At 43.2% G+C, this 12397-nt stretch carries 15 protein-coding genes and 2 tRNA genes; 9 read left to right on the top strand and 8 right to left on the bottom strand.

The genetic code is table 11. From position 1 onward, the window contains the following. Positions 1-110: 110 nt before the first annotated feature. On the top strand, positions 111-605 hold the full coding sequence (locus IHE35_RS01080; RefSeq protein ID WP_242788579.1) for a hypothetical protein: 495 nt from the start codon (positions 111-113) through the stop codon (positions 603-605). A 111-nt stretch (positions 606-716) separates the two neighbouring features. Here IHE35_RS01080 and tehB read toward each other — a convergent pair whose 3' ends face one another. From tehB to IHE35_RS01045, 7 genes are all read right to left on the bottom strand, one after another. Then, positions 717-1589 (bottom strand): SAM-dependent methyltransferase TehB, encoded by an 873-nt coding sequence (gene tehB, locus IHE35_RS01075; protein ID WP_242788578.1) that lies wholly within the window; start codon positions 1587-1589, stop codon positions 717-719. Positions 1590-1709: 120 nt separating this feature from the next. Then, positions 1710-2459: a hypothetical protein gene (locus tag IHE35_RS01070; RefSeq protein ID WP_242788577.1), complete on the bottom strand. Its 750-nt coding sequence runs from the start codon at positions 2457-2459 to the stop codon at positions 1710-1712. A 175-nt stretch (positions 2460-2634) separates the two neighbouring features. After that, the gene (locus IHE35_RS01065) at positions 2635-3132 is read right to left on the bottom strand and encodes a hypothetical protein (protein WP_242788571.1); all 498 of its coding nucleotides are present in this window, start codon (positions 3130-3132) and stop codon (positions 2635-2637) included. Between the two features lie 250 nt (positions 3133-3382). Further along, positions 3383-3901 carry a hypothetical protein gene (locus IHE35_RS01060; RefSeq protein WP_242788570.1) on the bottom strand — a complete coding sequence of 173 codons (519 nt, stop codon included), beginning with the start codon at positions 3899-3901 and terminating at the stop codon, positions 3383-3385. A gap of 274 nt (positions 3902-4175) precedes the next feature. Next, positions 4176-4251, bottom strand: a tRNA-Phe gene (locus IHE35_RS01055). 135 nt (positions 4252-4386) lie between these two features. Next, positions 4387-4462 (bottom strand) — tRNA-Phe (locus IHE35_RS01050). A 193-nt stretch (positions 4463-4655) separates the two neighbouring features. Beyond that, positions 4656-5033 carry a GNAT family N-acetyltransferase gene (locus tag IHE35_RS01045; protein ID WP_242788569.1) on the bottom strand — a complete coding sequence of 126 codons (378 nt, stop codon included), beginning with the start codon at positions 5031-5033 and terminating at the stop codon, positions 4656-4658. A gap of 96 nt (positions 5034-5129) precedes the next feature. On the opposite strand from IHE35_RS01045, the gene hisB reads away from it, so the two are divergent. From hisB to IHE35_RS01005, 8 genes are all read left to right on the top strand, one after another. Then, on the top strand, positions 5130-5723 hold the full coding sequence (gene hisB / locus IHE35_RS01040) for an imidazoleglycerol-phosphate dehydratase HisB (RefSeq protein ID WP_099337660.1): 594 nt from the start codon (positions 5130-5132) through the stop codon (positions 5721-5723). Beyond that, positions 5723-6340 (top strand): imidazole glycerol phosphate synthase subunit HisH, encoded by a 618-nt coding sequence (gene hisH / locus IHE35_RS01035; RefSeq protein ID WP_242788568.1) that lies wholly within the window; start codon positions 5723-5725, stop codon positions 6338-6340. Before hisB ends, hisH begins: the two co-directional genes overlap by 1 nt. Positions 6341-6472: 132 nt before the next feature. Then, the gene (locus IHE35_RS01030; RefSeq protein WP_242788567.1) at positions 6473-6982 is read left to right on the top strand and encodes a DUF805 domain-containing protein; all 510 of its coding nucleotides are present in this window, start codon (positions 6473-6475) and stop codon (positions 6980-6982) included. Positions 6983-7133: 151 nt separating this feature from the next. Continuing rightward, positions 7134-7760, top strand: coding sequence for a 3'-5' exonuclease (locus IHE35_RS01025; protein WP_242788566.1), 627 nt, complete (start codon positions 7134-7136; stop codon positions 7758-7760). A gap of 441 nt (positions 7761-8201) precedes the next feature. Beyond that, entirely contained in the window at positions 8202-8495 is a 294-nt protein-coding gene (locus tag IHE35_RS01020) for a hypothetical protein (RefSeq protein ID WP_242788564.1), read from the top strand. A 131-nt stretch (positions 8496-8626) separates the two neighbouring features. Further along, entirely contained in the window at positions 8627-8959 is a 333-nt protein-coding gene (locus tag IHE35_RS01015; RefSeq protein ID WP_242788562.1) for a hypothetical protein, read from the top strand. A gap of 195 nt (positions 8960-9154) precedes the next feature. Then, complete coding sequence (gene hisA, locus IHE35_RS01010) at positions 9155-9877, top strand: 1-(5-phosphoribosyl)-5-[(5-phosphoribosylamino)methylideneamino]imidazole-4-carboxamide isomerase (protein ID WP_242788560.1); 723 nt, start codon at positions 9155-9157, stop codon at positions 9875-9877. 76 nt (positions 9878-9953) lie between these two features. After that, a complete protein-coding gene (locus IHE35_RS01005; protein WP_242788558.1) occupies positions 9954-10868 on the top strand; it encodes a DMT family transporter in 915 nt (304 codons plus the stop codon). Between the two features lie 98 nt (positions 10869-10966). Here IHE35_RS01005 and IHE35_RS01000 read toward each other — a convergent pair whose 3' ends face one another. Further along, on the bottom strand, positions 10967-12391 hold the full coding sequence (locus IHE35_RS01000; RefSeq protein ID WP_242788556.1) for an FAD-dependent oxidoreductase: 1425 nt from the start codon (positions 12389-12391) through the stop codon (positions 10967-10969). Positions 12392-12397 lie beyond the last annotated feature (6 nt).

Genomic DNA, 12397 nt, shown 5'->3' with positions numbered 1-12397 from the left:
TGTAAATTTAGTTGAATATTCAACCATTAAAACTCTATCCATCAGCTAGTTAAGTTCTATAGGCGTATGATATTTCCATCTATCTCTCCTTATATCCTATAGGGCTTAACATGACTATGCTTAAAACAATCTTAGCAACTGCAATTGTTGCAACTTCAGCTTCTGCTATGGCGACCGAAGCAACTTCTCCTGTCGCTGCAATGAAAGCGCAAGTACAAGCAAATGCTGTTCAAGCCGTTGCACCAGCTCAAGCGAAAGTAGCGACTGCAACAGCTAAAGCTAAATCTGCTGTAGCTCAAGCGGAAACTGAAAAACAAGCAGCACTTGCTAAAGCAGAAGCTGAAAAGAAAGCGGCTAAGGCAAAAGCAGAAGCAGCAAAAGCAACACCTGCTGAAATGAAAAAAGCAGCGAATACTAAAGCCGAAGCAGTAAAAACAGAAGCGGTAGTAAAAACTACAGAAGCAAAAGAAACAGCAATGGCTAAAACAGCAGAAGTAAAAACTGAAGCAGCTCAACAAGCAGAAGCTGCAAAAGCGGCACCTGCTGAAGCAGCAGTAAAAGCTGAGAAAAAAGGCTGGTTCTCTTGGTTTAAAAAAGCAGCTTAAGCCTGCAATTTAAACTACAAAGGGATGTCCTCTGACATCCCTTTTTATTGTCTTCTATTTTTAAATACGGCCTGCACCTAAATCATCAGTCTGCATTTAAAATTTCAAAAATTAAGCTAAGACTTTCTGTGCCAGCATCGTAGCAAAATGCTGCTTGATATGATTGCCCTGCTCATCCCGACGATACAGCTCACCAACATCCTCATTGTATTTGATCAGCTTCCAGCCTTTATAGAGAGCACTTAATTCACCTTCCTTAAAGGCAAAAGGAAAGTCTGGTTGGGCTGGAATGTCATCAGTATCCATGGCACAGACAATCAGGTTATAGCCATTGATCTTGGTCGCCTGCTGCATCTGAGCAATCAGTGGCGGAATGGTTTTGGCTTCCAGGAACATCATCACCACGGTACAGCAGATAAAATCATAATTGCCAAAAATGCTTGGATCAGCATTCAAATCCCGCTGTGCAATATGAATCTGCTGAATATCTTCAGCATCAATAATCTGCTGAAACTTTTCCAGGCTCTGGGAATTCACATCCCAGGCATCGACCTCATAGCGCATCTGGTTCAGATATAGCGAATTCCGTCCTTCCCCGCAGCCCACATCTAATGCATGACCACCCGTTAAATAAGACGTAGCAGCCACAATTTCAGAATGCGTTGGAGAAATCGCATATTTTTTATGAAAATAATCTTGTGGGGTGCAATAGAATTTTAACTGGCATTCTACATCGGCACTGGCAGAGACAATCTGATGCCAGCGCTGTGGTTCAATAAATGGTGGTTGCTGCTCAGGTGTAAAGACATGGGTAGACTGTACTGCTCCGCTTTCATCAACAAAGGCAAAGCTCAGCTCACCCTTCAGAACCTCTAGTTTAGCCCAGGTGCCTGCCTTGGTATTATGTGAACGCTGAAAGCCTTGAGGAATCCGTTCCTGCGTCCAGATCGGCATTTCTTTATAACAGACTAAGTCCTGGGTCATGCAGCATTGCTCCTGTTCTCGCGCCATTCTATACAGCTGATAATTTCCTGTTTATCTATAGCATGCTTATGTTTTTGGTGCCATGTTCACAATGATTTACAGGTAAATAGCTCTTTCAGGCTACAAAGCCTCTTCGACAATTTTCTGATTTTTGGTCTTAATTTGCTGCATCTGTTTATTCAGGTTTTCAATATCTTTATATAATGCAATAAAGGGCTGAACCGCTTTTTCATCATGGAACATAAACATGCGGTTGCGTTTTTCCCATTTATATTTTTTGAGCAAGGCAAATAGCTGATCAGCCTTGGCCAGACTCTGCTTTTCAATTGCAAAGATGGCATAGGCATCACTTTCCTGCTGGGTTGCTTTCAGGCTCTGTGCCAACTGCTGACGATAACGCTGTTTGATATCGAGCTGTTTGACCTGTTCAATCTGGTTTTCTTCACGGCGCTGAATGGTCTGCTCATAATTCCGCACAATCTGATGCACCTGCTTGAGCATGGCCTCAGTTTCTTTATAGCCTTGAGCCTGATCTTTCTCCAAGCGATCAATATCCAGAAAATGCTCCCAGTTTGCCGCTTTCAGATCTCGCAAATACTGGTTACGTCCCTCGGCGCGGTCTCGCATCTGTCCCAGCACATATTCCGCCATAACCGCATAATCACCATCCAGACGGTCTTCTTCAATCTCTAACTGAATCGGCTTGCTCCAGTCTTGTGCCTGCTCAAAGATTTCAGCTGTCTTTTCATTTAGAACAGTTTCATATTCAATCAGCTCGGCTTCATCCTGCTGTTGCGCGGTGTATTGATAAAATAGCCATGCAAAGACAACAAGTGTCGCACCAGCCAGGACCATAAAGACACGCGGCATGCACATGCTCCCCTGCTGTAGGTTATGTATAGGTTTCCTTTTAATCAATATGCTGATTTTTTAGGCATAAATCAATTCTTCTATACAAAAACCCTATGCAAGGGCACAGTTCATCCTACCAGGAAATTTAATTAAACTTCCTGTTTTAACCCAGCTCTGAAGCGTTTAATCCTGTCTAACAACCATTCGCAGCGCACCATTCATTAATTAGCGTTCGGTCAACATTATTCGGATTGAACTGTTCCCGAGCCGCCTGAACTGACGTTGCATTGCGGTTAATACCAAAAGGTACCAACATCAGATAAATACCATCACGTGGATCAGGAGAACGCAAACCATCAGCAATGGCCTGCACATACTGTTGCAGCCCCGGTGGCAGGTTATCCAGTCGTGCCGGATTCGTGGTGGGTAGAATCTCAATATCACCTGCAAAGTCAGCATTGACCGTATAGTCCTGCAGTTCACGTTCAATCTTCATCATGCGCATCTTTAATGCCTGTTTTTGACTGGATTGTTCTTGCAGGGGAAGCATGAATTCTGTTTCTTCACGCAGTTCACGATCGGCCATCACGGTCAGTGTCGGCAGGGTCACCGGTTCAGCATGCGCATCGACCAGCCGCAGTGCAGTAAACAGGCTCAGTAACATTAGAAAAGTTGTGTCGAGGGGACGCATAAGGAAAACCTCCGCATCGTCATTTCAGTGGGAGAAACCTTATTCTTGCTTGAACTTATGTAAAGGTGCTGAGTATTACTGTGAGCGTTGATACACGGTCAATATAGCCTGCTTACTGGTATTCGATTTAAGCGATTTTTTTTATACGGATTGCTTTTGAATAAAAGATAAATTTCCACGAATTTCGAATATAAAAAATCCCCGACTGGCGAGGATTCAGAGACTTAGGATTAAACTATTTTATTTAGCCTTAAGGGAGAGCAGGAGAAAGTTTATTGAAATAATCCTGCATACCCTGTTTGATCGTACCCGGATTAATTTGCAGCTGGAAACGATATTCGGCAGATTGGCTATTGCTACGGTCAATCCCCAGTGGCTGTAGCATGATATTTAGACCCTGAGTTGGATCACTGGATTGCAGACCTTGGGCAATACTCATGACATATAGCTGCAGCATTGGAGAAAGCGAACTGAAGTCAGGCTGGATCTGCGGCTGAAAATCCAGATTTTCAATCACCTGTGCATTTAACACAAAATTCTGGGCTTCCTTAGCACTACGCATCACCTGATGCTGTAAGGCTCGCTGAGTCTTTTCTTCCTCTACAAAAGGCACATAGCCAGTTTCATTACTCAGTTCAGGTTCAGCCATGACCGTCAGGGTAGGCAGTGTTAGCACCGTTTTCTCATCCTCGGCCAGTGCTCCCGTACTGAATGCGCCCAGCATGATTCCAAATACAGACCCAAATGCAGACATTGTCATGATATTCATTGGCTTGCCTCCCCTTTGTTTTCTATCACCCAAATTGTACAACTGACGGCGTATAAACTGCTTTTAATATTCTTATCTATTAGATTACATGGATTATTTGGACAACTCATGCCTGCTCAGATGAATGGCATATTAAGCCAATGATCTCGAAAGCTAGACAAGTATGACGCTCATAGTTTCAAAGCCGAATCATGAGAAAAGATCATTTTTTTGTTGAATAACAAAATCACAGGCGAAAAAAAACCTCAAACATGGTTTGAGGTTTTTTCGAATATGGTGGCGAGACCCAGGATCGAACTGGGGACACACGGATTTTCAATCCGTTGCTCTACCTACTGAGCTATCACGCCGATGCGGTGTATTAAGCCGTATCTGCACACATTAGTCAATCGAAATTAGAAAAAAAATGATTGAATGTGTAAAATTTAACCCAAAAAAAATCCCTGATGGGATCAGGGATTGAAAACTTTAAATCGTTTTGAATATGGTGGCGAGACCCAGGATCGAACTGGGGACACACGGATTTTCAATCCGTTGCTCTACCTACTGAGCTATCACGCCGATGACGTGTATTAAACCGTTTCAGCCCAATGCCGTCAAGCATGAAAAGTATAATTTTTATCAATCGCCTACTTTTACAGCAGATTTAATTATCAATTGCTTAATTTTTAAGTGAAACGGCCTAAATTATTCATTTTTAGTTAAAAAACTGCATAAAAAAGCAGCCCTAAGGCTGCCTTAATACAGGAAAAGTCTAGATTTTTTCAATATGCTCCAGACAGCGATGAATCGCGCCACAGCCAGGTTCAAATACCTTCACACCTTTTTCTTCTTCCATTCGGCAGGCTTCACTGACCAGCCTTTCTGCAACTCCGCGTCCGCGATTGGCCGGATGCACAACCACATACTCCAGCAGGCGGGTTTCGCCTTGACCAGTGCACCAGATCGCACCAATAATACGGGTATTAAATTCTGCAGTGTAAAGTACGCTATACTGTTGCAGGTTTTGCTCTAGTTGTTCCATGGCATCGGCCCCATCACTAAATTCCGGGCTGGTGTCATACAGTCGCTCAAGCTGGCTGCGCACTTCATCATTTTCCAAAGAAGTATAGGCATGTACGGTTATAGGCATTGATAAACCCTCCTGAGCAATCTAATATGCGGTGACGTCGTCACGGCGAAAATATTTTCTACATCAATCATTTTGACGTATTTGAGGAACGTGTCTATGACAGATCGTATCAGTGAAGTGGTAAGAAATACCAACGAAACCAAAATTCGGGTTCGCTTGAATCTCGATGGTACTGGTCAAGGCACTTTAAACACTGGTGTTCCATTTTTAGATCATATGATTGATCAAATCAAGCGACATGGTCTGTTTGATATTGATATTCATTGTGACGGCGACCTGGAAATTGATGATCACCATACTGTAGAAGATTGTGGTATTACCTTGGGTCAAGCCTTTGCACAAGCATTGGGTGACAAGAAAGGTTTACGCCGTTATGGTCACTTCTATGCCCCGCTGGATGAGTCTTTGAGTCGTGTCGTGGTCGATCTGTCTGGTCGTCCGGGCCTGTTTATGGATATTCCATTTACCCGAGCCATGATTGGCCGTTTTGATGTAGACCTGTTTTCTGAATTCTTCCAGGGCTTTGTAAATCACGCGCTGATGACATTACATATTGACAACCTAAAAGGTAAAAACAGTCACCATCAGATCGAGAGCGTATTTAAGGCATTTGCCCGTGCATTGCGTATGGCATGTGAAGTTGATCCACGTGCTGCCAATACTGTTGCTTCAACCAAAGGTACCCTGTAATGACCCGTATTGCCCTTCTTGACTATGGCATGGGAAACCTTCACTCTGCTGCCAAAGCATTAGAACATGTCGGTGCTACAGTAGATGTGACCAATGATCCAAAGCTGATTGCTCAGGCAGACAAGATTGTTTTCCCGGGGGTAGGCGCAATGCGTGACTGTATGCACGGTATGCATGAAGCAGGTATTGATGATGTGGTACGTCATGCGGTATTCAACAAACCTGTATTGGCGATTTGCGTGGGTATGCAGGCACTGATGCAACGCTCTGAAGAAAATGGCGGTGCAGATGCATTGGGTATTTTTGAAGGTGAAGTGAAACGCTTCCCGGATGTAGAAGGTTTAAAAGTACCGCATATGGGCTGGAACCAGGTACATCAGGCTGATCCAAGTCATCCAATGTGGAAAGACATTGAACAGGATGCACGTTTCTATTTCGTACACAGCTTCTATGTAGAGCCGAAAGATTCAAGCATCGTTGCTGCGACTTGTGACTATGGACTGGAATTCTGTACGGCACTGCATAAAGAAAATCTGTTTGCGACCCAGTTCCACCCGGAAAAGAGTCATACCGCAGGTCTGCAATTGCTGAAAAATTTTGTGGAATGGAATATCTAATCCCATTCATACTTAAAAAACCCGCTTAAGGCGGGTTTTTTATTGCTCAATATTTAATCTTTTACTTTTTAATAAATTACTATATCATTCATTCACTTATAAAAATTCTAATGACAAAACAAGGAAATAATAATGAGTAACTTAAATGATTCTGCTTTAAATGCAGGGGGACGTTTTGGGCGTCGTTCATATCTGGCCTGGAATATGCTGATGGGCTTTTGTTTGATGTTTGTCGGTATTTTAGCTGCTGTCATTCTACCAGGTGCAAATCCATTTCTGAGTCCAGATGGCTCCTTGCCTATGCTATCACTGGTAGTCATGGGATTAATTTATATTGCAGTAATTTATTTCAGTATCATCTTTTTAATTCGTCGCCTGCATGACCGAAACCATAGCGGCTGGCTGTCTTTGCTGATGCTGGTACCTATCGCCAATATTTTATTTGCCTTGTATGCCCTGTTTGCCCCAGGTAACCGTGACAGCAACCAGTTTGGACACCCCCGTACCACACGTGGCTGGGAAAATGTACTGGCGATTCTTTATATTCTGCTGATTGTTTTGGGGATTGCAGCAGCGATGGCGGTTCCGTCTTATCAGGACTATGTCAACCGTGCAAAACAGGCGGCTGTGCAACAGCACTAAGTTTGATGCACTCCACTGAATGCAAAAGCCAGATCTAACAATGGGTCTGGCTTTTTATCTTGATTTAAAAACAATTTTCTTAAAAGTGCTTTAGACTGCATTGAAAAAGTCTTAAGCTGCATCTTCAGATACGGACTCACACAGACTCGTCATGGATGCCCTTCATTCTCCAATTTTACCCACCAAAGAAGAAATCGCCACACTTCAACGATTTCAGAATATCTCTTCTGAAAAAATTATTGTGATTCAGACGCTTCAACAGGCAGAAGTATTACGTAAAGAACTTGAACAAGTACAAGTCTTTGGCTTTGATTCAGAATCCAAGCCCATATTTAAAGTCGGTGAACAGTCCACAGGACCGCATTTGATTCAGTTAGCTACTCGAGAAAGAGCATATTTATTTCAAATGAATACTGAGCTATGGCAGTTTTTACAGCCCATATTTGCCAATCCCAATCAGATAAAAGCGGGCTTTGGCTTAAAAAATGACAGGCATCTGTTCCGTAAAAAAGGCATTGAACTGAATGGAGTACTGGAACTCTCCAAATGCTTTGGCAGTTTTGGGTTCAAGCAGGCTGTTGGGGTCAGAAATGCAATGGCACTCCTGTTCCAGGTGAATTTTCCAAAGTCGAAAAAAATCAGTACCTCGAACTGGGCAGCACGGAAACTCAGTCAGGCTCAAATTGAATACGCAGCCGCGGATGCTTATGCCTGCATTTTGATTCTAGAAGAACTTTGGCAACGGAAACTCCTAAGCCGAGAATTGAAACTTTCCTAAAGAAAATAATTATTGCTTCTGGATATTTATTAACACTAATACTTGAGAAATTAAGCGCTGATCGATTGTAAGGTTATGTAAACCCTATGACGCACCAAAATTTGGCAAAAAATAATGGCCTCTTCTAAAACTTGAGTAAATTATTTCAGTTTTTAACTATTGTTTTAGGTGAAAAAATTCAACTGATAGAGATAAATGCACAACAACAAGACTATCTATCCGATTAAAGCACCAAAATAATCAACATAAACCATTGTTTTTAATTACATTTTTCAAAAATTCCCATAAATCTTTTCAATTCTTTGATAAACATGAATTTTCCTAACCTATGGTCAAAATCATAATTCTAGAGGCTATAAATTTGGCAGTTTCTTGCTAAAACATGACCTGCATAATAATTTTCCACTGATAAGTGATTCAAATTTCTAGAAAGTAAAAATCATGACAAGTTTACTGAGCGGCAGTAAGTTCAACGGGGTATTCACACTGGCTGTGCAAGGTATTAGCAAAGCGGTAGGCTTCCTGACTAAGGCAGTCATTACCTTAATTGATGAAATGGTTGAAACAGTCAGTATCCTGACGGCACCTTTGACGGATGCACTGACACAATTACCTGTGGTTGGCGATACGCTAGAAACTGTACTAGATACCAGTACAGGGCTTTTAGCAGATGTGAGTCAAGGCGTGCATGCGGTATCAGACCAGCTATTACAGGAGATTTACCTAGCGGTATAGATATATTTCTAAATGGGACTACAGACCTGGTCGGTCAAACTTTAGATGGCGTTTCTGATATTTTAGATAGCGTTTTAGATACTACAGCACCGCTGACAGCACCCCTGGTTTCTTTACCAGTCATCGGTGATGTGGGTGAAACGGCCTCTAATCTAAGTGGCTTGGTTGCAGAAACAGGTGATTATGTTGCGAGTATTCAGCCACTGGATCTGGTTAATGATGCACTCAATAACCCGGTAGCGAGTGTCGGTGGTGTCCTGCAAGATATCTCGGGCACTGTCGATGCACTGCTGGATGACCTTGCCCCGATTACTGATACTGCAGCGGATCTGCCAGCTATCGGCAGTATCGTAAAAACTGTAGGCGCTACAGCAGGTGCTGTGAATGCAGGTCTTTATGACTTGGGTGCTCAGCTTGGCAAAGTAAGTCCACTGGATCTGGAACTCCAATCTGCATATGTCTAATTGAATTTGATCCATACTGAATGATGAGCCTGACCGAATAAAAACAATAATGACCTGTACTTACTCACTCCAACCTGTCGCATGACAGGTTTTTTTCATATGCGAGATTCAGTATTTAGATTTAGAAATCCGCTGTTTATTTGTTAAGATGGCAGCCATTCAAATTCAATCGAAGATTAGGCCAGGAGCGAAAGCATGCTGATCATCCCTGCAATTGACCTGAAAGATGGCAAATGTGTCCGTTTAAAACAAGGTCGTATGGAAGACGATACTGTATTTTCTGATGATCCAGTGGCAACAGCACAGCATTGGGTAAATGAAGGCGCACGTCGTCTACATTTGGTTGATCTGAATGGTGCTTTCGCAGGTACACCGATCCATAAGCCTGTGGTTGAAGCAATTGCTAAGGCGCAACCAAACCTGCCAATTCAAATTGGTGGTGGTATTCGCTCACTTGAAACCATCGAGCACTACCTAGATGCTGGCGTGTCTTATGTGATCATTGGTACTAAAGCAGTTCAAAACCCAGAATTTGTTGAAGAAGCATGTCAAAAATTCGCGGGTCACATCATTGTTGGGATCGATGCCATGAATGGCATGGTGGCAACGGATGGTTGGGCAAATGTCACTGACGTGAAAGCAACTGAACTTGCGAAACGTTTTGCAGACGCTGGCGTATCAAGCATTGTTTATACTGACATCGCACGTGACGGCATGATGCAAGGTGTAAACATCGAACAAACGGTTAATCTTGCGACTTACTCAGGTCTACCAGTGATTGCTTCTGGTGGCGTGACCAATATTGATGACGTACACGGCTTAAAAGGTCAACCAGGTATTCTGGGTGCGATCACAGGTCGTGCGATCTATGAAGGCACTTTAAACCTTCGTGAAGCACAAGCTGTGCTAGATGCTTAATCTAAATATTTGATTTTAGATTTAAAGAGGTCTTCGGACCTCTTTTTGTTTTCCATTTTGAATTTTGATCTCTCCCATGTCTACGCAACTCAGCCAAATCCCCCTGTGGAAATCCAAACTGCCGCAGCTTTCACTCATCCTGATCACCATCATTTGGGGTACAACCTTTGTGGTGGTGAAATATGGACTGAGCTTTGCAAGCCCAGTTCTGTTTGTCGCGCTACGTTTCGCGGCGGCAGCGATTGCGGTCACGCTGATTTCATGGAAATACTTAAAAGGCATGACTGCATTTGAAATCTTTGCAGGTGCAGTCATCGGTCTCACCATTGCCTTGGGCTATGGTATGCAAACAGTGGGCTTACAAACGATTAGTAGCAGTGAATCTGCATTTTTGACTGCACTCTATGTGCCCCTCGTGCCGATTTTATTGTGGTTATTGTTCCGTAAAAAACCGCATGTGATGACATGGATTGGCGCAGGCTTGGCTTTTTTAGGCTTAGTATTTTTAACCGGTAATGGCTTTGGTGCGATTCAACTAAGTTATGGACAACTGCTGACCCTTCTCGGCTCGATTGCGATTGCACTTGAGATTATTTTTATCAGTTATTTTGCACCTAAAGTGAATACACGGCGCGTGACTGTCTTACAGCTGATTTTTGCATCGATATTCTGTTTTATGTTTGCGCCGATGATTGGTGAAACACAACTGCCTGAGTTCCATCCACATTTGATCATGATTTTGATTGGACTGGGCATGGCGAGTGCCTGTATTCAATTGGTGATGAACTGGGCACAAGAAATGGTTGATCCATCTCAAGCCGCGATTATTTATGCGGGTGAACCAATTTGGGCCAGCCTATTTGGACGACTTGCTGGCGAACGCTTACCTGCACTGGCACTATTGGGTGGTTTGTTGGTGGTGCTTGGCGTGATTGCCAGTGAATGGAAACCGAAGTTTTTAAAGCAAAAAGTGAAAGAGGCTGTTGAATAATACCTTTACAGCTCTCTAAAAAAACCCCTCCAAACCTCCCTTTGAGAAAGGGAGGCTTTTTTAATCCCCCTCTATTAAAGGGGATTTTTTATTGAGGTTTAGAACGACACCATTTTGCCCGGATTGATCAATGCCCCCAAGCCATAAGCGGTTTTAGCCATCGGAATCACCACAGGCGCTAAAGCGCGACCAAACAAAATGTCTTGATGTTGAATAGTGGTCAGCATATTAAAGTCATCGGCTTTGCCACAGAAATCATCGGCAATGGCTTTACCAATGCGTACCGTTTGTGCCACACCATGACCACTCCACCCCTGCACCGCATAGATCGGGAATTTATTGCCAAACTTACGACTGTCAGCCGCACCATTCATCGTGAGATCGGTTGTGCCACTCCAAACAAAATCAAGCTCGACCTGTTTCAATTGTGGAAACACATGCTGAATTCGACCCAATAAATATTGATGGGTTTTTTCAGGATTCCAGCATGAACCTGTACCCTCTCCACCAAACAGCAAACGGTTTTTAGACACCCCACGATAATAATCAATTTGGAATTGGGTATCGTAAACCGGTGCATCACTTGGTAATAATTCTTTTAAATCGACTTCCAAAGGTGCTGTAGTACACACATAGGTATAAAATGGAATCGTGGTTTGATTGTTCTTTTGCAAGAGTTTAAATGACGCATGGTGTACGCCCATGACGACACTCTTACGCGCTTTAATCACACCCGATGGCGTGGTCACATAAATACCATCATCACGTTCTTCAACATAAATCACTTCTGTTTGTTCAAACACCTGTCCGCCATTTTTGCAAAAGCCATAAATCAAACCGCGGTTGAGTGCCAGTGGATGGATATGACCACCAAGTGAGTCGATTAAACCGCCACAATAATTTTCAGAAGCGATGTGTTGTTTCAGCTCATGCTCACCGACAATTTTAGTGTGATCTTCACCTAAGAACTTACGTGCATCTGCACCTTGGGTCAGCCCCACCAAATGCCCTTCATGTACAGCAGCCGTAATATGTCCACGTTTACGCTGTAGCTCCAAACCATATTGATCTGCGATTTGGTCAATCAGAGACATGGCTTCCGTAGAAGTAAAGTGCCACAGCTTTTTCGCATCTTCATAACTGAAATGTTCAATCATTTCCGATGCTTCCCAACGCGCAAGCCCCGGTGTGAGCTGTCCGCCATTACGCCCTGATGCTGCACTGCCAATTCGGTTTTTTTCCACCAAAACCGTGTCTACCCCTTGCTCTGCCAAATGCAATGCGGTCGAAGCACCGAGTAGTCCGCCACCAATCACGGCAACATCACACTCGATGTCTGCATTTAGCGCAGGAAATTGATGACCAATTTCGAGTGAACTTTCATAGTAATTTGCAGGATGTTCAAAGTTGCCATGTTTTGGGTTGAGCCAATTCCACTCTTTGCCACTTTGTGCGTTTAGGCTGGTTCTAAATTCTACATCTTCAACAAATTTTGGCTTATTCATTTCACTTACTCGCTTCATCTCTTT

Source organism: Acinetobacter sp. ASP199 (assembly GCF_022700675.1).
Lineage (GTDB): Bacteria > Pseudomonadota > Gammaproteobacteria > Pseudomonadales > Moraxellaceae > Acinetobacter.
This window is presented reverse-complemented; position numbering and strand designations above follow the sequence as displayed.

Coding starts and splice junctions, on each gene's coding strand:
- IHE35_RS01020 (WP_242788564.1), top strand. CDS start 8,202: ATGACAAGTTTACTGAGCGGCAGTAAGTTCAACGGGGTATTCACACTG.
- tehB (WP_242788578.1), bottom strand. CDS start 1,589: ATGACCCAGGACTTAGTCTGTTATAAAGAAATGCCGATCTGGACGCAG.
- hisH (WP_242788568.1), top strand. CDS start 5,723: ATGACCCGTATTGCCCTTCTTGACTATGGCATGGGAAACCTTCACTCT.
- IHE35_RS01045 (WP_242788569.1), bottom strand. CDS start 5,033: ATGCCTATAACCGTACATGCCTATACTTCTTTGGAAAATGATGAAGTG.
- IHE35_RS01060 (WP_242788570.1), bottom strand. CDS start 3,901: ATGAATATCATGACAATGTCTGCATTTGGGTCTGTATTTGGAATCATG.
- IHE35_RS01005 (WP_242788558.1), top strand. CDS start 9,954: ATGTCTACGCAACTCAGCCAAATCCCCCTGTGGAAATCCAAACTGCCG.
- IHE35_RS01030 (WP_242788567.1), top strand. CDS start 6,473: ATGAGTAACTTAAATGATTCTGCTTTAAATGCAGGGGGACGTTTTGGG.
- IHE35_RS01000 (WP_242788556.1), bottom strand. CDS start 12,391: ATGAAGCGAGTAAGTGAAATGAATAAGCCAAAATTTGTTGAAGATGTA.
- IHE35_RS01025 (WP_242788566.1), top strand. CDS start 7,134: ATGGATGCCCTTCATTCTCCAATTTTACCCACCAAAGAAGAAATCGCC.
- hisB (WP_099337660.1), top strand. CDS start 5,130: ATGACAGATCGTATCAGTGAAGTGGTAAGAAATACCAACGAAACCAAA.
- hisA (WP_242788560.1), top strand. CDS start 9,155: ATGCTGATCATCCCTGCAATTGACCTGAAAGATGGCAAATGTGTCCGT.
- IHE35_RS01065 (WP_242788571.1), bottom strand. CDS start 3,132: ATGCGTCCCCTCGACACAACTTTTCTAATGTTACTGAGCCTGTTTACT.
- IHE35_RS01080 (WP_242788579.1), top strand. CDS start 111: ATGACTATGCTTAAAACAATCTTAGCAACTGCAATTGTTGCAACTTCA.
- IHE35_RS01070 (WP_242788577.1), bottom strand. CDS start 2,459: ATGCCGCGTGTCTTTATGGTCCTGGCTGGTGCGACACTTGTTGTCTTT.